The organism is Sphingomonas phyllosphaerae, assembly GCF_029623345.1.
In the GTDB taxonomy this organism is placed as follows: domain Bacteria; phylum Pseudomonadota; class Alphaproteobacteria; order Sphingomonadales; family Sphingomonadaceae; genus Sphingomonas; species Sphingomonas phyllosphaerae_C.
Genome location: NZ_JAPYKH010000008.1, coordinates 62,676 through 81,033 on the forward strand (window position 1 = coordinate 62,676; position 18,358 = coordinate 81,033).

General features: G+C 69.0%; 20 protein-coding genes. 8 read left to right on the forward strand and 12 right to left on the reverse strand.

Annotated elements, in window-relative coordinates:
* Positions 1-105: 105 nt before the first annotated feature.
* Positions 106-1,395 carry an adenylosuccinate synthase gene (locus QBJ89_RS09960; protein ID WP_277980365.1) on the forward strand — a complete coding sequence of 430 codons (1,290 nt, stop codon included), beginning with the start codon at positions 106-108 and terminating at the stop codon, positions 1,393-1,395.
* 48 nt (positions 1,396-1,443) lie between these two features.
* Here QBJ89_RS09960 and QBJ89_RS09965 read toward each other — a convergent pair whose 3' ends face one another.
* The 6 genes from QBJ89_RS09965 to QBJ89_RS09990 all read right to left on the reverse strand — a co-directional run bounded on the left by QBJ89_RS09965 (position 1,444) and on the right by QBJ89_RS09990 (position 6,521).
* Positions 1,444-1,860 (reverse strand): hypothetical protein, encoded by a 417-nt coding sequence (locus QBJ89_RS09965; protein WP_277980366.1) that lies wholly within the window; start codon positions 1,858-1,860, stop codon positions 1,444-1,446.
* Positions 1,861-1,941: 81 nt separating this feature from the next.
* Positions 1,942-3,009 (reverse strand): chorismate synthase, encoded by a 1,068-nt coding sequence (aroC, locus tag QBJ89_RS09970; protein WP_277980367.1) that lies wholly within the window; start codon positions 3,007-3,009, stop codon positions 1,942-1,944.
* 259 nt (positions 3,010-3,268) lie between these two features.
* A complete protein-coding gene (locus QBJ89_RS09975; protein ID WP_277980368.1) occupies positions 3,269-3,832 on the reverse strand; it encodes a GNAT family N-acetyltransferase in 564 nt (187 codons plus the stop codon).
* A complete protein-coding gene (fabI, locus tag QBJ89_RS09980) occupies positions 3,807-4,598 on the reverse strand; it encodes an enoyl-ACP reductase FabI (protein ID WP_223012610.1) in 792 nt (263 codons plus the stop codon). Before fabI ends, QBJ89_RS09975 begins: the two co-directional genes overlap by 26 nt.
* Positions 4,599-4,626: 28 nt before the next feature.
* A complete protein-coding gene (locus tag QBJ89_RS09985; RefSeq protein ID WP_277980369.1) occupies positions 4,627-5,583 on the reverse strand; it encodes a YihY/virulence factor BrkB family protein in 957 nt (318 codons plus the stop codon).
* Positions 5,583-6,521, reverse strand: coding sequence for a DnaJ C-terminal domain-containing protein (locus QBJ89_RS09990; RefSeq protein ID WP_277980370.1), 939 nt, complete (start codon positions 6,519-6,521; stop codon positions 5,583-5,585). The genes QBJ89_RS09985 and QBJ89_RS09990 overlap by 1 nt, the downstream gene beginning before the upstream one ends.
* Before the next feature lie 177 nt (positions 6,522-6,698).
* Between QBJ89_RS09990 and QBJ89_RS09995 the strand changes: the two genes are divergently transcribed.
* From QBJ89_RS09995 to queE, 5 genes are all read left to right on the forward strand, one after another.
* A complete protein-coding gene (locus QBJ89_RS09995) occupies positions 6,699-7,892 on the forward strand; it encodes an aspartate aminotransferase family protein (RefSeq protein ID WP_277980371.1) in 1,194 nt (397 codons plus the stop codon).
* Between the two features lie 258 nt (positions 7,893-8,150).
* Positions 8,151-9,068 carry an ornithine carbamoyltransferase gene (gene argF, locus QBJ89_RS10000; RefSeq protein ID WP_277980372.1) on the forward strand — a complete coding sequence of 306 codons (918 nt, stop codon included), beginning with the start codon at positions 8,151-8,153 and terminating at the stop codon, positions 9,066-9,068.
* A gap of 198 nt (positions 9,069-9,266) precedes the next feature.
* Positions 9,267-10,184: an Hsp33 family molecular chaperone HslO gene (locus tag QBJ89_RS10005; protein WP_277980373.1), complete on the forward strand. Its 918-nt coding sequence runs from the start codon at positions 9,267-9,269 to the stop codon at positions 10,182-10,184.
* Between the two features lie 400 nt (positions 10,185-10,584).
* On the forward strand, positions 10,585-11,283 hold the full coding sequence (queC, locus tag QBJ89_RS10010; RefSeq protein ID WP_277980374.1) for a 7-cyano-7-deazaguanine synthase QueC: 699 nt from the start codon (positions 10,585-10,587) through the stop codon (positions 11,281-11,283).
* 1 nt (position 11,284) lies between these two features.
* Entirely contained in the window at positions 11,285-11,917 is a 633-nt protein-coding gene (gene queE, locus QBJ89_RS10015) for a 7-carboxy-7-deazaguanine synthase (protein ID WP_277980375.1), read from the forward strand.
* A 61-nt stretch (positions 11,918-11,978) separates the two neighbouring features.
* Here queE and QBJ89_RS10020 read toward each other — a convergent pair whose 3' ends face one another.
* From QBJ89_RS10020 to lipB, 4 genes are all read right to left on the reverse strand, one after another.
* Complete coding sequence (locus QBJ89_RS10020) at positions 11,979-12,692, reverse strand: choice-of-anchor K domain-containing protein (protein WP_277980376.1); 714 nt, start codon at positions 12,690-12,692, stop codon at positions 11,979-11,981.
* Positions 12,693-13,392: 700 nt separating this feature from the next.
* Positions 13,393-14,076: a hypothetical protein gene (locus QBJ89_RS10025; protein ID WP_431522526.1), complete on the reverse strand. Its 684-nt coding sequence runs from the start codon at positions 14,074-14,076 to the stop codon at positions 13,393-13,395.
* 228 nt (positions 14,077-14,304) lie between these two features.
* A complete protein-coding gene (locus QBJ89_RS10030; protein ID WP_132909422.1) occupies positions 14,305-14,553 on the reverse strand; it encodes a hypothetical protein in 249 nt (82 codons plus the stop codon).
* Positions 14,554-14,643: 90 nt separating this feature from the next.
* Positions 14,644-15,321 carry a lipoyl(octanoyl) transferase LipB gene (gene lipB, locus QBJ89_RS10035; protein ID WP_277980377.1) on the reverse strand — a complete coding sequence of 226 codons (678 nt, stop codon included), beginning with the start codon at positions 15,319-15,321 and terminating at the stop codon, positions 14,644-14,646.
* Between the two features lie 79 nt (positions 15,322-15,400).
* Between lipB and QBJ89_RS10040 the strand changes: the two genes are divergently transcribed.
* Entirely contained in the window at positions 15,401-16,201 is an 801-nt protein-coding gene (locus QBJ89_RS10040; protein WP_277980378.1) for a hypothetical protein, read from the forward strand.
* Positions 16,198-16,944: a hypothetical protein gene (locus QBJ89_RS10045; protein ID WP_277980379.1), complete on the forward strand. Its 747-nt coding sequence runs from the start codon at positions 16,198-16,200 to the stop codon at positions 16,942-16,944. Before QBJ89_RS10040 ends, QBJ89_RS10045 begins: the two co-directional genes overlap by 4 nt.
* Here QBJ89_RS10045 and QBJ89_RS10050 read toward each other — a convergent pair.
* Complete coding sequence (locus QBJ89_RS10050) at positions 16,914-17,507, reverse strand: GNAT family N-acetyltransferase (RefSeq protein WP_277980380.1); 594 nt, start codon at positions 17,505-17,507, stop codon at positions 16,914-16,916. The two genes, QBJ89_RS10045 and QBJ89_RS10050, sit on opposite strands and share 31 nt — an antisense overlap.
* Positions 17,498-18,337, reverse strand: a complete 840-nt coding sequence (gene hemF, locus QBJ89_RS10055) for an oxygen-dependent coproporphyrinogen oxidase (protein ID WP_277980381.1) — start codon at positions 18,335-18,337, stop codon at positions 17,498-17,500. Before hemF ends, QBJ89_RS10050 begins: the two co-directional genes overlap by 10 nt.
* Between the last annotated feature and the right edge of the window lie 21 nt (positions 18,338-18,358).

Consider the following 18,358-nt stretch of genomic DNA (forward strand, 5'->3'; position numbering starts at 1 on the left):
TCGCCGCCTCGCGGCTACCCGCGCCACCGACATCGCTGAACCACTCGCGCGCCGAGTCCTGTCGAAGGGCGCGCGGGTTCGCCCGGCAGGCGGAGACCTGTATCCATGGCCAACGTAGCAGTCATCGGCGCGCAATGGGGCGACGAGGGCAAGGGCAAGATCGTCGACTGGCTCGCCGAGCGCGCCGATATCGTCGTCCGCTTCCAGGGCGGGCACAATGCCGGGCATACGCTGGTGGTCGGCGAGGCGGTCTACAAGCTTTCGCTGCTGCCCTCCGGGATCGTGCGCGGTACGCCCTCGGTGATCGGCAACGGGGTGGTGCTCGACCCTTGGGCGCTCAAGGCGGAGATCGAGCGGCTGGCGGGGCAGGGCGTCGTCGCCTCACCCGAGACGCTGCGGATCGCGGACAATTGCGCGTTGATCCTGCCCTTCCACCGCGACCTCGATGCGCTGCGCGAGGATGCCAGCGGCGCAGGCAAGATCGGGACGACGCGGCGCGGTATCGGCCCCGCTTATGAGGACAAGGTCGGACGTCGCGCGCTGCGCGTCTGTGACCTCGCGCATCTCGATGATCTCGGGCCGCAGCTCGACCGGCTCACCGCGCACCATGATGCGCTACGCGCCGGCTTCGGCGAGGCGCCGATCGATCGCGACGCGCTGGTCGCCGAGCTGCGCGCGATCGCCGGCTTCGTGCTGCCTTTCGCCAAGCCGGTGTGGCGCGACCTCAACGCCGCGAAGGAGGCGGGCAAGCGCATCCTGTTCGAGGGCGCACAGGGCGTGCTGCTCGACATCGATCACGGCACCTATCCGTTCGTCACGTCGTCGAACACGATTGCGGGCACGGCGGCGGGCGGCTCGGGGCTCGGGCCGGCGGCGGTGGGGTTCGTGTTGGGGATCGCCAAGGCCTATACCACCCGCGTCGGCTCCGGGCCGTTTCCGACCGAACTCGAGGACGCGACCGGCGAGCGGCTCGGCACGCGAGGGCATGAGTTTGGCACGGTGACGGGGCGAAAGCGGCGCTGCGGCTGGTTTGACGCGGTGCTGGTGCGGCAGTCCGCGGCGGTGGGCGGGATTACCGGGATCGCGCTGACCAAGATCGACGTGCTCGACGGCTTAGACGAAGTGCGGATCTGCACCGGCTATCGCTTGCGCGGCGAGGTGATCGACTACTTCCCGGCGCACGCGGCGGACCAGGCGCTGGTTGAGCCGGTGTATGAAACGGTCGAGGGTTGGCAGGAGTCAACCGCCGGCGCACGCAGCTGGGCCGATCTGCCCGCGCAGGCGATCAAATATATCCGTCGCGTCGAGGAGCTGATCCGCTGCCCCGTCGCGCTCGTGTCGACCAGCCCGGAGCGGGACGACACCATCCTGGTGCGCGACCCGTTCGCCGACTGATGGCGACATGCCCCCCGCGTCACGGCGCGGGGGGCCAGGTCGGCGAGGTTATTGCGGCGACTGCGGCGTCGTCGCGGTCGGATCGGCGCCCGTCGTGCGCGGATTGTTCTGCGACATGGGGGCAACCGTCGGATCCGGGTTCATCGTCTGGGTCGACGGGTCCGGCGTCGTGCTGGTGCTCGGCTGGCTCATGGTCGAGCGATTGCGTGACGAGCGGCGCGACTCCCGCGTCGAGCGCGGCGAGGTCGTCGACATCGTGTCCGAGTGCGTGCTCTGGGTGCTGGTCCCGGTCGAGCCGGGCTGCTGCATCGAGCCCATCGTGCCCTGGTCCATCCCGGTGCCCGACTGGCCCATACCGGTGCCCATGCCGCTGCCGGTGCTGCCGCCCATACCGCCGGTGGTCTGTGCCGAGGCGACGGCGGGCAGGACGAGTGCGGCGGCGGCCGCTATCACGAGAATGCGCATGAGAACCTCTCCTTGTGTGTGCGATCCGAACGAAGCGCACGAAGCAGGTGTTCCAGTTATTCCTCGCCTAAATTAACCAACCTATCCGCATTGTGCGCGGTGAAGCAAGGCTTGGTCGGCGAGCACCAGCGCGACCATCGCCTCCACCACGGGCACGCCGCGAATGCCGACGCAGGGGTCATGACGGCCCTTGGTGGCGATTTCGGTCGCGCCGCCTTCACGGGTGACGGTCTCGACCGGCGTGAGGATCGAGCTGGTCGGCTTGAACGCGACGCGCACCCGGATCGGCTGGCCGGTGGCGATCCCGCCCGCGATCCCGCCGGCATGGTTGGCGAGGAAGGCGGGGCCGTCCGCGCCGGGACGCATCGCGTCGGCGTTCTGCTCCCCCGAGAGCGCCGCGGCGGCGAAGCCGTCGCCGATCTCGACGCCCTTCACCGCGTTGATCGACATGCACGCCGCGGCGAGCTCGCTGTCGAGCTTGGCATAGAGCGGTGCGCCCCAGCCCGCTGGGACGCCGGTCGCCTCGCACACCACCACCGCGCCAAGCGAGGAGCCGGCCTTGCGCGCGGCATCGACCTTCTCTTCCCAGCGCGCGGCGGCCGCGGGATCGGGACAGAAGAAGGGGTTGGCGTCGATCGCGACGTCGTCGAAGGTCGCCGGGTCGATCGCGTCGCCGCCGATCGCCTCGACCCAGGCGCGCACGCGCACCTGCGGCACCACCAGCCGCGCCACCGCGCCGGCCGCGACGCGCGCGGCGGTCTCCCGCGCGGAGGAGCGGCCGCCGCCGCGATAGTCGCGGAAGCCGTACTTGGCGTCATAGGCGTAGTCGGCGTGGCCGGGGCGATAGGCGAGCGCGACGTCGGAATAGTCCTTGGAGCGCTGGTCGACGTTCTCAATCATCAGGCTGATCGGCGTGCCGGTGGTGCGCCCCTCGAACACGCCCGAGAGGATGCGAACCTGGTCGGGCTCGCGCCGCTGCGTCGTGAAGCGCGACTGGCCCGGGCGGCGGCGGTCGAGCCAGGGCTGGAGGTCGGCCTCGGTCAGCGCGATCCCCGGCGGGCAGCCGTCGACCACCGCGCCCAGCGCCGGCCCGTGGCTCTCGCCCCAGGTGGTGAAGCGGAACACGCGGCCGAAGGTGTTGTAGCTCATACGTGAGGGTCCGAATGTTGCGAATGTTGAGTCGCTGGCACGTCGGGACTCAACGTTCGCGGGCGGCCAGCGTGGAACATGCGGCGCGCTGTGCCAGAAGCGCGCGGGGTAGGACAGGGGCAAAGGCGGAGAGGTTAACGCCGCTGTTTCCCGGCGAAGGCGGGGGTCCAGTTGGGGGACGTTGGTGAGCGCCACGGCGGCTTTCCCACCTCGGCCCCGGCCTCCGCCGCGGAACAGCGACTGGCAGCTTGGTGCCCGCTCACCCCGCGCCGAGCACCGCGAAAGCATCCGGGTGGCGCGCGTCGCCGCGAACGCCGCAGGGCATCAGCCCGCCCTGCAGCGGCAGCGCCAGCAGATGCTCGCCAGCATAAGGCGAGACGAAGTTGGCCGCATAATCCTCGTGGAAGCCGAAGCGCCGGTAATAGGCCGCGTCGCCCAGTACGAAGCACAACACCACGCGCTCGGCCTCGAGCCGCTCCAGTCCGGCCTGCACCAGCGCCTCGCCGACGCCGCGGCGGCGATAAGATGGTGCCACCGCGAGCGGCGCCAGCGCCACCGCGGGGACGGGGCGATCGTTGACCGTCACCGCCATGCGGCTGAACGCCACCGCGCCGACGATCGCGCCGCTGGCGCCGTCGACCGCCGCCATCATCAGCACCATCGCGCCGTCGATGCACAGCCGTCGCACGAGGTCGGCCTCGTCGGGCCGCGCGAAACAGGTGCGCAGCAGCGCGTCGATCCCCGCCACGTCCTCGCCGCGCGCGGGGCGGACGATCAGCTCGGCCGAGGTGCCCTCCTCAGGCAAGCGCGATGTCCGGCGCATCCTCCGCCTTCATGCCGATGACGTTGTAGCCCGCGTCGACATGGTGGATCTCGCCGGTGACGCCGCTGGCGAGCGAGCTGAGTAGGTACAGGCCCGCGCCACCGACCTCCTCGATCGAGACGGTGCGGCGCAGCGGCGCGTTGAGCTCGTTCCACTTGAGGATGTAGTTGAAGTCGCCGATGCCGCGCGCCGCCAGGGTCTGGATCGGCCCCGCCGAGATCGCGTTGATGCGGATGTTCTCCGGCCCGAGATCGACCGCGAGATATTTGACGCTCGTCTCCAGCGCGGCCTTGGCGACGCCCATCACGTTATAGTGCGGGATCACCTTCTCGGCGCCATAGTAGGTCAGCGTCAGGATCGCGCCGCCGTTGGGCATCATCCTGCGCGCACGCTGCGCCACTGCGACGAGCGAATAGGCCGAGACGTTCATCGTCATCAGGAAGTTGTCGAGCGTGGTGTCGTAGTAGCGACCGCGCAGCTGCGACTTGTCGGAGAAGCCGATGGCATGGACGACGAAGTCGATCGTCGGCCATTCCCGCGCCAGCGCGGCGAAGGTGTCGTCCAGCGCGGCCATGTCGGAGACGTCGCAGTCGAACAGCCGCGCCACGCCGAGCTGCTCGGCGAGCGGCCGCACGCGCTTCTCCATCGCCGCGCCCTGGTAGGAGAAGGCCAGCTCGGCGCCGGCCTCGCTGAGCTGCTTGGCGATCCCCCAGGCCAGCGACTTGTCATTGGCGAGCCCCATGATCAGCCCGCGCTTGCCCGCCATCAATCCGTTCACGTCCTTGCCCTGCATGTCATTCATCTTGTTCCGCCCCCTCTACAACCGCTACGGGCGGCTCCGCCAGTGCCGCGTTCAGGTGAGCGCCGAACACTAGGCCGAGGCCGATCAGATAGAAGAACAGCAGCATCACCACCACCCCGGCGAGGCTGCCGTAGGTGAGGTCATAGCCGCCGAGCTGCGACAGCACCCAGGGCAGGCCGGCGGTCATGCTCACCCACCACAGAGTGGTGAACAGCGCGCCGGGCCACTTCTTGCTGTCACTGCGGCGATAGCGGCCCGGCGTGACCGAGTAGAACAGCATGTACAGCGCGCCGAACATCACCGCCGCGGGCACCAGCCGGGCGAGGTTGAGCCAGTCTGCGACATGCTGCGCCACGGGCAGGAGCCGGTAGATGAACTGCTCGGCCGCGATCAGAAGCCCCTGCACCAGGAAGGAGAAGAGCGCGATCACGATCGAGCCGATGATCGCCAGGCTGAGCCCGAGCCGCGCGCGCCACAGCGACTGCGACGAGCGCGTGCCATAGGCGCGGCGGAAGATGTCGCGGATCGTCTCGGCGAAGCTGCCGACGGTCCACAGACCGACCAGCGCGCCGAACCACAAGAGCGAGCCGGTGCGTGCGTGCAGCACGTTGCCGATCGGCTCGCGCAGGATCGTGCCGACATCGCGCGGCAGCACCGAGAGGAAGCTGGCGACCCCGCGCTGCACCTCGTCGGTCTGCCCGAACAGCGAGGCGACCGCGGCGGCGACGATGAAGAACGGAAACACCGTCATCAGCGCGAGATAGGCGAGGTTGCCGGCGTGGATGAAACCGTCGGTATAGACGCCGACCGCGGCGCGCTTCAGCACCGACCAGCTGTAGCTGCCGGGCCGGACATGCGCGAGCTGGCGATCGAGGCGACGTCGCGCGGCGCCATGATGGCGTGCGCGATCCTCAGGCGTGAGCGTGGGAGGGGCGTCCGTCACCCACATCAGACGCCCATGTTCGCGCGCGGGTTCCCGCCGCCGGTCCAGCCCGCCACGAAGGACTTGAGCGCGGCGTCATCCGCGGGCACGTCGATCACCAGGCGAACGAGCTGGTCGCCGCGGCCTCCGGCCTTGCGGTGGAAGCCTTTGCCCTTCAACCGCAGCGTCTTGCCCGAGGTGGAGCCGGGCGGCACGCTGAGCATCACCGGCTTGTCGACGGTCGGCACCTTGACCGCGCCGCCCTCGACCGCCTCCTTGAGCGACACGGGCAGGTCGAGCCGGACGTCGTCGCCCTCGCGCGTGAAGAAGCGGTGCGGCTGGATCTCGATCGTCACGATCGCGTCGCCCGGGCCGCCGGCGCCGGGGTCGCCCTTGCCGGAGAGGCGCATCTGCGTGCCGGTGTCGACCCCGGCGGGCAGCTTGAGGTCGATCGTGCTGCCGTCGGCCAGGGTCACGCGCTGCGGCGCGAGCGCGGCGGCGTCGGCGAAAGGTACCTGGAGGCGATAGGCGACGTTGCCGCCCTTCGGCGGCGGGCCGGCGCCGCGACGCCCGAACCCGCTGGCGAACCCGCCGCCACCACCGCCGCGGCCGCCGAACAGGCCCTCGAAGATATCGGACATGTCGGGCGCTTCGCCGCCGCCCATGTCGAACTGGTGCGAGCGGAAGCCACCCGCGCCGCCTGGTCGCCCGCCGCCCGCGCCATAGCCGAAGGGGGCGGCGGGATTGCCGTCGCCGTCGATCTCGCCGCGGTCGAAGCGCGCGCGCTTGTCCTTGTCGGTGAGCAGATCATAGGCCGAGGTCACCTGGCCGAACCGCTCCGCCGCCTTGGGATTGTCCTGGTTGCGGTCGGGATGCAGCTCCTTGGCGAGCTTGCGATAGGCTTTCTTGATGTCCGCCTCGCTGGCGCCGCGCGCCACGCCCAGCGTCGCATATGGATCGGCCATGGATTCCCCAAATGGTGTGTTACTTCCCTATGTGGGATAGTCGCGGCACGAGCGCAATCGCCGTCGCGGCGCAAGCACCATCGCGCGCGGTGTTGACCCGCCGCGGCGGGCCACCGTAGAAGACGGGCCGGGGCGGTCCGGTCGGGCCGCCCTTGTTCTTTCCGAGGAGAAGGCCCCGTGTCGTCCACCCCTGCGCTCATGCCCGTCTACCCGCGGTGCGGCGTGCGCCCGGTGCGAGGCGAAGGCGTCTATCTCTACGGCGAGGACGGCGAGCAGTATCTCGACTTCGCCAGCGGCATTGCGGTCAATGCGCTCGGGCACGGCCACCCGACGCTGGTCAAGGCGATCGCCGACCAGGCCGCGACGCTGATGCACACCAGCAACCTCTACGGCAGTCCGCAGGGTGAGCATCTCGCGCAGCGACTGGTCGATCACACCTTCGCGGACACGGTGTTCTTCACCAACTCGGGTGCGGAGGCGGTGGAATGCGCGATCAAGACCGCGCGGCGCTACCATCATGCCAACGGCAACCCGCAGCGGCACGACCTGATCACCTTCGACACCGCCTTCCATGGGCGGACGCTCGGCGCGATCTCGGCGACCAACCAGGCCAAGATGCGCGACGGCTTCGAGCCGCTGCTGCCGGGCTTCAAATACGCCACGTTCAACGATCTGGCGGGCGCGCTCGCGCTGATCGACGAGCATACAGCGGGCTTCCTGGTCGAGCCGATCCAGGGCGAGGGCGGTATCCGCCCGGCGTCCGAGGAGTTTCTGCAGGGATTGCGCAAGGCCTGCGACGAGCATGGACTGCTGCTCGTGCTCGACGAGGTGCAGGCGGGCTATGGTCGCACCGGCAAGTTCTTCGCGCACGAGCTGTACGGCATCACGCCCGACATCATGGCGGTGGCCAAGGGCATCGGCGGCGGCTTTCCGCTCGGCGCGTGTCTCGCCACCGCCGAGGCGGCCAAGGGCATGGTGTTCGGCACGCATGGCTCGACCTATGGCGGGAACCCGCTGGCGATGGCGGCGGGAGAGGCGGTGCTCGACGTGATCCTGGAGGGGGGCTTTCTCGACCAGGTGGCGCGGATGGGCGAGCGGCTGCGCGCCTCGCTGGAGCAGCTGATCCCCAACCACGATCATTTGTTCGACCATGTCCGCGGCCACGGGCTGATGCTGGGGCTTAAGCTGAAGAGCGACAGCCGGCGCTTCGTCGCGCACTGCCGCGACCAGCACGGACTGCTGCTGGTGGCGGCGGGCGAGAATGTGGTTCGCGTGCTGCCGCCGCTGGTGATCGACGAGAGCCATATCGCCGAGTGCGTCGCGAAGCTGAGCGAGGCCGCGCGGGTCTACGTGCCCGTGGCCGACGAGTGACCTGAAATCTTCCCCGGCAACGGGGAGGGATGTGTGGGGCCGCCCTGTGCCCCGCACAGGGCTGAATTTGCCGGGGGCAAATTCACCCGCTCATCATGCGAAGTATGGTGGAGGGGGAACTCCGCGAGCAGGGCGCTGGTGGAAATGACGAGGTCGGATCATGTCGCACATGATCCTGCAACATGCGGGGCATGTTTGACCTCGTCATCCTCCACCAGCCCGCGGCTGGTCCCCCTCCCAGTGCCGGGGAGGAATAAGATGCGCCATTTCCTGAGCCTCAGCGACGCCGGTGGCGACGCGATCGCCGCCATGCTGGCCGATGCGCTCGAGCGCAAACAGGCGCGCGCGGGCTGGGCCAAGGGCCGCGCCGACGCCGACGCACCGCTCGCCGGCCGCGTGCTGGCGATGATCTTCGAGAAGAACTCGACCCGCACCCGCGTCAGCTTCGACATGGCGATCCGCCAGCTCGGCGGCCAGTCGATCGTGATGGAGGCGGGCCAGATGCAGCTCGGCCGCGGCGAGACGGTGGCGGACACCGCGCGCGTGCTCTCGGGCTATGTCGACGCGATCATGATCCGTACCGACGACCACGCCAAGCTCGAGGAGATGGCGGCGCACGCCGGCGTGCCCGTGATCAACGGCCTCACCGACGCATCGCACCCGTGCCAGATCATGGCCGATCTGCTCACCATCGTGGAGAGCGGGCGCCAGCTGCCGGGGCTCAAGGTGGCGTGGCTGGGCGACGGCAACAACGTGCTCGCCTCGATCGTCGAGGCGGCGGCGCTGCTCCATTTCGACGTGGTCGCGGCCTGCCCGCAGGGGTTCCAGCCCGAGGAGGAGGCGATCGTGCGCGCCTCGGGCCGCGCGCGCGTGGTCGCCGACCCGCGCGAGGCGGTGGCCGACGCCGACGTGGTCGTCACCGACACCTGGATCTCGATGGGCCAGGCGCAGGCCGAGACCAAGCTGCGCGCGATGATGCCCTATCAGGTCGACGCCGCGCTGATGGCCGCGGCCAAGCCGGGCGCCGCGTTCCTCCACTGCCTCCCCGCGCACCGCGGCGAGGAGGTGACGCCCGAGGTGATCGACGGCCCACAGTCGCTCATCTGGCAGGAGGCGGAAAACCGGCTCCATGCGCAGAAATCGGTGCTGCGCTGGTGCTTCGGCCAGATCGGTTGATCGCGGCGGCGCGGCTTCCCAGTTAGGGGAGGATCAACCATTTGCTCGTCCGTCCCCGTCATGCCGGGCGCGATCCGGCATCCATGGCGCCGCGCACGCTACCAGCCGGAGCGCGTGCGGAACGATGGACCCGGATCAAGTCCGGGGTGACGGAGAGGGCAGCCGGTGGTTCTGCGACCCCGCCAGCATGAGGCAGCCTTGACCGACATCCCCGACCACGCTCCCGACCTCGACCGCGCGCTCGGCTTCACCATCGCGGCGCAGCACGCGCGCGGGAGGGTAGTGCGGCTGGGGCCGACGCTCGACACGATCCTCGCCGCGCACGCCTATCCGCCCGCGATCGAGAAGCTGCTTGCCGAGGCGCTGACGCTCGCCGCGCTGATCGGCAGCACGCTCAAGGACCCGCAGGGCCAGTTGACGATGCAGACTCAGACCGAGGCGGGCGTCGTCACGCTGCTGGTGTGCGACTATCGCGGCGGGGAGGTGCGCGGCTACATCCAGTATGACGCGGAACGGCTGGCGCAGGCACCCGCGGAGCCGTCGCTGTTCGCGCTGTTCGGCAAGGGCTATCTCGCGATCACCTTCGATCTCGCCACCACCGGCGAGCGCTATCAGGGGATCGTTCCGCTCGACGGCGACACACTGAGCGAGGCGGCGCAGAGTTACTTCTACCAGTCCGAGCAGATTCCGACGCTGGTGCGCGTCGGCATGAACAAGGGCGCGGATGGCCGCTGCGTCGCGGGCGGCTTGCTGCTCCAGCACCTGCCCGAGGGCGAGGAAGGGCGCGAGCGGCTCCACACCAAGCTCGACCATCCCGAGTGGGAGCATGTCGAGGCGCTCGGCCAGACGATGGGCAGCGACGAGCTCGCCGACGCTGCCGTGACGCTGGAGACCTTGGTCTGGCGGCTGTTCAACGAGGAGGCCGAGGTGCGCGTGCTCGCGGGGCAGGCGCTGGTGAAGGGCTGCCGCTGCGACGTCGATTACATCCGCTCGGTGCTCGCGCGCTTCCCGCTGGAAGAGCGGTTGGCGATGGCGGACGAGAGCGGCGTGATCGCGGTCGATTGCGCTTTCTGCTCAACCAGCTTCCCGGTGCGGGCGGATGAGCTGGTGGGGTGAGGGGGGCTGCCGTGACCAACCGCGCTCTTGTTCTGCCCACATTGTTCGCTTGATCTCCTTCGCCGTTCGCTTCGAGTAGCCGTCGAGCTTGTCGGGACGGCGTGTCGAGAAGGGGGCGCGGGCGGTGTGCTCTCGATACGCGCTCTCGACAGGCTCGATCGCTACTCGAGCCAACCGGGGGGTAGGGGGCGGAGCCCTGGGGTGAGTGGAGGCTGGGCCAGACGGCTGTACCTCCGCTTACCGTTAGCCCAATCTTAACCTTCTTCCCCCATAAGCGACCTCGTGCTGTTCATGCGGCACGCTCTCTCCCTAGCTTGACCGTTCAAGCTCCTCACGGGCCGCCTTCGGGCGGCCCTTTTTCTTGCGCTCGCGCGCGCGAACGCCTAGCTGGCGCCGCATCATGACCCAATTGACCTCCGCCGTCGTGCTCGTCTCGGGCGGGCTCGACTCGCTGGTGTCCGCCGCGCTCGCGCGCGAGGCGGGCCACCCGCTGCTCGCGCTCTCGATCGACTATAACCAGCGCCATCAGGTCGAACTCGCGGCCGCGCGGCGCATTGCGCACGCGCTCGGCGCGACGCGCCATGTCGTGCTGCCGATCGACCTCTCGGCCTTCGGCGGCTCAGCGCTGACCGATCGGGACATCGACGTGCCGAAGGACGGTGTCGACGGCACCATCCCCGTCACTTACGTGCCCGCGCGCAACACGATTTTCCTCAGTCTGGCGCTCGGCTGGGCCGAGGCGGCTGGCGCGAGGGACATCTATCTCGGGGTCAACGCGCTCGATTATTCCGGCTATCCCGACTGCCGCCCCGAGTTCATCGCCGCCTATGAGCGGCTCGCCGAACTCGCCACCAAGGCGGGCGTCGAGGGCCAGCCGTTCCGCTTCCAGGCGCCGCTCCAGCACATGACCAAGGCCGATATCGTGCGCGAGGGTGCACGGCTCGGGCTCGACATGGGGATGAGCTGGTCATGCTACGATCCAGCGCCGGGCGGGCTGCATTGCGGGCGGTGCGACAGCTGCCGGCTGCGTCACAAGGGCTTCGTCGAGGCCGGCGTGCCCGATCCGACCGACTATGCGGTGATCCCGCCGGTCGCGTGAGATGAGCTACGCGGTAAAGGAAATGTTCCTGACGCTCCAGGGGGAGGGCGTGCAGGCTGGACGGCGCGCGGTGTTCATCCGCTTCGCCGGCTGCAATCTGTGGAGCGGGCGCGAGCAGGACCGCGCCACCGCGGTGTGCCGCTTCTGCGACACCGATTTCGTCGGCGTCGACGGCGCGGGCGGCGGGCGGTTCGCCGACGCCGCGGCGCTGGTCGTGGCGGCGGAGGGCTTCTGGGGGCCGGAGCGCGAGCGACGCTTCGTGGTGTTGACGGGGGGCGAGCCGATGCTCCAGGTCGACGACGCCATCGTCGACGCGCTTCACGTTGCCGGGTTCGAGATCGCGATCGAGAGCAACGGCACGCTGCCGGTGCATCCCGGCATCGACTGGGTGTGTATCAGCCCCAAGGCCGGGAGCGAGACGGTGCAGCGTTCGGGCGACGAGCTGAAGCTCGTCTGGCCGCAGGCCGGCACCGACCTCGACGCGGTGGAGGGCTGGGGCTTCCGCCACTTCCTGCTCCAGCCGCTCGACGATGCCGCGGGGGAGGCGAACGTCGCGGCGGCGATGGCGCTGGTGATGGAGCGTCCGCGCTGGCGCTTGTCGCTCCAGACGCACAAGCTGCTGGGGCTGCGCTGACGGCGTTGCGGAACGCGGACCGTCGGTGCCACCCGACGACCCGCGCGCCACGAGGCTTCGATCAGACCAAGGCCGCCGGCCTGTCGCGCCGGCGCGACCGCATCGCGACGCCGATCATAGCGAAGCCGATCAGCATCATCGCCCAGGTGCCGGGCTCGGGCACGGCACTGAGCACGCCGAACACGTCGGCGGTCGCGCTCTGGCCTTCGCGGACGTGGAACTCGCTCGCCGAGGAGTTGAGGTAGCCGTCGCCGCGGACATTGTCGAAGCCGCGCAGCTCGAACTGATACGCCTGCCCGTCGACCACGAAATTGTTGATGCTCTGCAGCGAGGGCAGGTAGACGTAATCGGCGTTTTCGTCCGCGCTGCCGGTGTTGGGGGTGCTGTACAGGCCGAGGGCGAAGCTCTTCGTCAGCAGCCCGATCGCGGGATTGGTGAAGTTGAGCCCGAGGTTGAGCGTCAGCCCGGTCAGTTCGGTGCCGTCGAGGATCGTGCCGTTGTAGTAGGAAATTGAGCCCACCTTGAACTGCTCGCCGAGCAGCGCCGAGAACGGCGTGTTCGATTGGAAGCTCAACTTGTTGGCCTTATAGCCCGTCACGGGGGTGCCCCAGGTTATATGATCGCTGCCGATGCCGGTGGAGACGCCCGTCCCCGGCTGCGGATCGCTGAAGGTCGCGCCGACGGTGCCGGACACCGGATCGGTGGCTGCGAGCGCCGGTGTCGCGGTAATCGTTGCCGTCGCCGTGAGCACGATAGCAAGTGCAAGATTTCGCATGCGTTTTCCTCCTGAACCTAAGGGTTGCGCGACGGTCCGGTGAGTGTTGGCCGGAGCGTCTGGGAAGGAATAGCTATAACGCTACGTTAACGGTTAGGCGCGAGCGAGTCCGAAAACGAAACAGGCTGGCGCGAAAGACTATCTTGCTGCTCAAATAAGCGAGCCGGTGTCGACACTTGGAACGTGGCAGCGACCGGTCCGCCCATCTACTACAATCGTATCCTTTTCGGATGCGAGCGTCACCAGCATGTGACGGTGAGTCAAAAAGCCTTGAAGGCATAAGGTGTTGCGGCGATCTTTGCCGGCAGTGGGGAGCAGCCGCCAATTCAGCAGAGGACAGGATCTCGGGGGTAGTTTTTCTTGCTTATCGACGAGGTCGGCTTGTCAGCGGTCGCTGACATCACGATTGAGGTGCGGCGAGATCTGGTAAGCTGCCGAGTGTCGGGCGACGGCAGCCGCTCGCTTGACCAAATGTCGCGGGTGTAGTCCCAGCTCGACTGCGGCGGGCGCTGCCAAAAGCTTGGTCCGTCGACGCCCGCGCCCACCGGAAGCGCGTTCGTGGCGCTGGGCTGCCGGTTGCGCAGGAACACGCTAGCGCTTCAACCGCGCCGGACTTTCGCTCGTCTAGAAGCTGCGCCTGGCGCAGCCTCCCGACATGATGCTGCGGAAGAGGACGGCGCCGCACCGGCGCCGCCATGGATCAGCGCGCGGCGTAGACCACCGGGGTCAGCGGCGCGCCGCACTTCTGCTCGACGAACAACTCCTTCTTCCAGCACGCCTCGTCGAAGCGCGGCAGCGTCGCGGGCAGCACCTGGAGCGAGGGGAATTGCTGTTCGCCATAAGGCTTCAGGCTGCTGCGCAGTTCACGCATGCGCGCCATGGCGACGTCGCCGAAGCCGCCGCGCGGTGCATAGAGCGCATCGCGGCCGATGCTGGCCGCGGTGGCGCAGAAGTTGAATTGCGCCGCGACCGTGGCGAAGCCGGAATAGGTGCGCGTGCCGAACTGGTCGAGCGCGGTCTGGCCGTCCTTCTTGGTCTTGGCGACACGGGTGAAGTATTTGCCCAGCGTGTCGAACGAATTCTGCAGCTCGACGCGATGGTCTGCAAGGATCGCGTTATAATTCTGCACCGTCAGCAGCGTCGGCTCGAACTGGCATTGCAGCGCGGCGACGTTGAGCGCGGCGCGCATGTTCCACACCACGCCGGCGCGCAGCTCGGCGGGGGTGGCGCCGGGCAGCGGATGCCCCATGCCGTCCTCGTTCCCGATGATCGGTTCGCCGCGCAAATCCTTCGATTTGAAGAAAAACTGCGCAGAAGCCGGCGTCGTCGCCAGCACCCCAGCCGCCAACGCCACCCAGGCGCCGACGATCCCCACCTTCATCATTCCCCAACACTCCTCGTCGCAGCTACGGCCGCGCGCTCCTTTTACGTCAAACCGGGTAAATGGCCCAAGAACATTCTGTCGCGCAAATGATTCATTCCGGCGCGTGGTGTCGCTGCCACGGTGTTGCTTGTTGACGTTGCGTAACGACAATCGCTTCCGCAAGACAAAAGAAGAGGCCGCCCGGTTTCCCGCGCGGCCCCGTCAACACAATCGCCGGATCGCGGCAGATTACATCGCGTTCGACATGTTCGACATCATCATGTCGTTGCCCATGGTGTCATTCGCCATCATGCCGCCGTTCATGGCGCCGTCAACGGCGGTCATGTTGTCGGTCATGGTGTCCATGCCCTCGGTGGCGTTCATGTCGGTGATCATGGTGTTCTCGCTGGTCTCGGTCTTCGAACCACACGCCGAGACGGCGAGAGCGGCTGCCGCGAGCGCCGAACCGCCGAGGATCTTGGTGATGACTGCACGCATGAATTTGCTCCCTAGACTGTGGATTTGGCGACCACCCGGCCGTTTTTTATCCCAAACCGGCGTAGACATTAATCACAGATGACCGCCCTCTCAAGCCTCGTTTTCACCGACGCAAGTCAGGCTTTCGAGAAAGGCGTCGGCGGTTAACGTCAACGCGGCGTCGAAAGTTGCAAATTCCTGCGGCGAACCGAGCGCGGCCGCGCTGGTGACCGGATAGTCGGCCAGGCCGCACGGCACGATGCCGCCGAAATGCGCAAGGTCGGGCGCGAGATTGATCGAGAAGCCGTGCAGCGTCACCCAGCGGCGCACGCGGATGCCGATCGCGCCGATCTTGGCCTCGCCGCCGTCACGGTCGTGCGTCCAGATGCCGATCCGCCCGGGGGCGCGGAACGCCGTTATGCCCAGCTCGGCCAGCGCCGCGATCAGCCACCCCTCCAGCGCGTGCACGAAGCAGCGCACGTCGCGGCCGCGCCGATTGAGATCGAGCATGAGATAGCCGACCCGCTGCCCCGGCCCGTGATAGGTGTAGCGTCCGCCGCGTCCTGCGGGGACCACCGGAAAGCGCGGATCGACCAGCTCACGCGGGTCGGCGCTGGTGCCGGCGGTGTAGACCGGCGGGTGTTCGAGCAGCCACACCAGCTCGCGCGCCTCGCCCGCGGCGATCGCGGCGGCGCGCGCCTCCATTGCCGCCAGCGCGGCGGCATAGTCGGTGAGCCCCGGCGACACGCGCCACTCCACGTCCTCGATGGTCGATGCTCGCCGCTGCATGCCCGCCAGATGTGCGCGCCAGGCGCGGTTGGCAAGCCGTCGGCGGAGCGCTAGGCCGGCGCGGGAAGGGGAAGACGCGATGATCAGGATGGCCATGGTGTGGGAGCGCACGGTCGACGTGCTGCGCGGGCGCGCCGCGATCCTCGCCGGCATCGCCTTCGCCACGCTGTTCCTGCCCGCGGTCTTGAGCGCCGCGGTGACGAGCTTCGGTGACGTTCAGGCGGCGCGGCTGCTGGCGAGCCTGGTCTCTGCGGTGCTGATGCTGTTCGGCATGCTCGCGATCACCGCGGTGGCGAGCGACCCGCACGTCGATCGCGGCGCGGCCTATCGGCTCGCCGCGAACCGGCTTCCCGCCGCGATCGGCGTCACGCTGGTGCTGATCATCGCGCTGTCGCTCACCTTCGTGCCGGGCACGCTTGCGCTGATCGCGGCGGGTGCGACCGTCACGGCAGCGGGCATGGTCGAGATGCAGCGCGCCGCGGCCGGCCCGCTCGCATTGTCCGCAGGGCTGATCCTCGTCGCCGCCGCGCTCCTGCTGTGGCTGGGCGCGCGGCTCGCGCCACTGTTCGCGGTGGTGGTCAACGAGCGGCTCGGGCTCGGCGCGATCCGCCGCGCCTTCGCGCTGACGCGCGGCGCCGCGGCGCGGCTGATCGGGGTGCTGATCCTGTACGCCGTGCTGGTGATGGTGCTCAGCGTCGCCGTGCGCTCGGTTGTCGGGGTCGTGCTGCAGCTGCTGCTCGACAGCGACGGCGCCGTGCTGTTCGGCACGTCGGTCGCGCTGGCGATCGTCAGCGCCGGCGCCACGGTGGTGCAGAACGTCTTCTACGCGCAATATTATGCCGCGGCGCGCGAGCGCGATGAGGCGGCGCCGTTCGCATGAGCCTGACCTTCGCCGGACTCCTCTCGGTCGCGTGGCGGCTGTTCCGCCGCGACCGCACGCTGGTGCTGCGGCTCGCCGCGCTGTTCGTCTTCCTCCCGGCCTTCGCCGCGCTGCTGCTGTGCGACCCGCTGCCGCCGCTGCCGCCGGCACCACGCGACGAGCTGATGATGCGTGCCTGGCTCGCCGCGGTGGGCGATTGGGGGCAAAGCAACGCCTTGTTCTACCTGCTTGCCGATCTGCTCGCCACCTATGGCGTGGCGGCGATCGCGCTGCTGCTGCTCGACCCCGACCGGCTGACGGTGGGGCAGGCGCTGGGCCAGGCGCTGGCGCGGCTGTGGTCGTTCGTGCTGGTCAGCGTCGCGGTCGCGGTGCCGGTCGGGCTCGGCCTGTGGCTGCTCGTACTCCCCGGGCTCTACGTTCAGGCGCGGCTGATCGCGGCACTGCCCGCCTTGGCGCGCCACCCGGCGCTGCGCGCGGGCCCGGCGCTGCGGCTGAGCTGGAAGCTGACCAAGGGACAGGACTGGGCGATCACCGGCGCGCTCGTCACGTTGTTCCTGGCGCAATGGGTGGTGGTGTCGCCGCTGCTCAGCGCGGACGAGGCGCTGCGCGCGCCAGGCAGCGGTGATCCGGTGCTGCTCGCGCTGGTGGACGCGCTGCTCGCCTTGGTACCCGCGGCCTATGCGGTCGCGGTGCTGCTGGTGGGCGTGGTGGTCTACCGCGTCGGGGCGAGCAGGGGCAGCTGAGGCGCGACGTCAGCGGGCAGCGCGCCGGTCACGCGTGGGTCGGTAAAGGTCTCGATCGTGCGGCGCACCGGGGTGAAGCCCTGCGCGCGGTAGAAGTTGAGCGCCGAGGGATGGTCGAGCGTGCAGGTGTGAAGCCACACGCGATTGACGCCGGCGACCCAGGCGCGCGCGAGCGTCTCCGCCATCAGCCAGCGACCGTGCCCCTGGCCGGTCAGCTCGGGCACGAGAGCGAAATAGCCGATCTCGCAGGTGCCGGCGGAGCGGAAGTCGAGCTCGACCATGCCGACCTCGACGCCGGCGCGGTCGACCGCGGCGAACACCTGCACCTGCGTGTCGTGCACGATCGCGGTGAGCGCAGCGTCGTTCATGACGAGGCGCGAGAACCACAGCCAGCGTGAGCCGACGCGGCGGAACAGCGTGCGGTATTTCTCGGGCTCGGGCCGGGCCCAGCGCACCAGCCGCAGTGGCGAGTCGGGCATCGGGCGCAACGAGGGGCGGCCTCGCATCTCCAGCGAGGTGACCACCGCGGCGATCTGATCGGCGGGGAGGTGGGTCAGCCCCATGTCGCCACCGGCGGTAGGCTCATCAGGATCGCGTCGACGTTGCCGCCGGTCTTCAGGCCAAACAAGGTGCCGCGATCGTAGACGAGGTTGAACTCGGCGTAGCGCCCGCGCCATTCGCGCTGCTGCGCGACGTCCGCGTCGGTGAACGGCAGGTGCATCCGCCGCCGCACAATGCGCGGATAGGCCTCGAGGAAGGCGCGGCCGACGTCCTGGGTGAAGGCGAGATCAGCGGCGAAGTTGCCCTCCAGATGGTCGTAGAAGATGCCGCCGACGCCGCGGTGCACGCCGCGGTGCGGGATGTAGAAATACTCGTCGGCCCATTGCTTGAAGCGCGGGTAATAGCCGCTGTCGTGACGGTCGCAGGCGCGCGCCAGCATGGCGTGGAAGTCGTCCGTGTCTTCCGCGATCGGCAGCGGCGGATTGAGGTCGGCGCCGCCGCCGAACCAGCGCTTGGTGGTGGCGAGAAAGCGCGTGTTCATGTGCACCGCGGGGACGTGCGGATTGGCCATGTGCGCGACCAGGCTGATGCCCGTGGCGAAGAAACGCGGATCGTCGCCCGCGCCGTGGATCGTGCGCGCGAAATCGCCCTCGAACGTGCCACCGACGGTGGAGACGTTGACCCCCACCTTCTCGAACACGCGGCCCTTCATCACCCCGCGTACGCCGCCGCCGCCGGGCGCGCCGCTCGGATCGGCGCGGTCCCAGGCGAGATAGTCGAAGCGCGCGTCGGAGCCGGCTTCGCGCTCGATCGCCTCGAACTCGGCGCAGATCAGGTCGCGCAGCTGCTCGAACCAGGTTCGGGCGGCGGTCTGCTGTTCGTCCAATATCATGGAGATGTGCTCTCGCCCGCG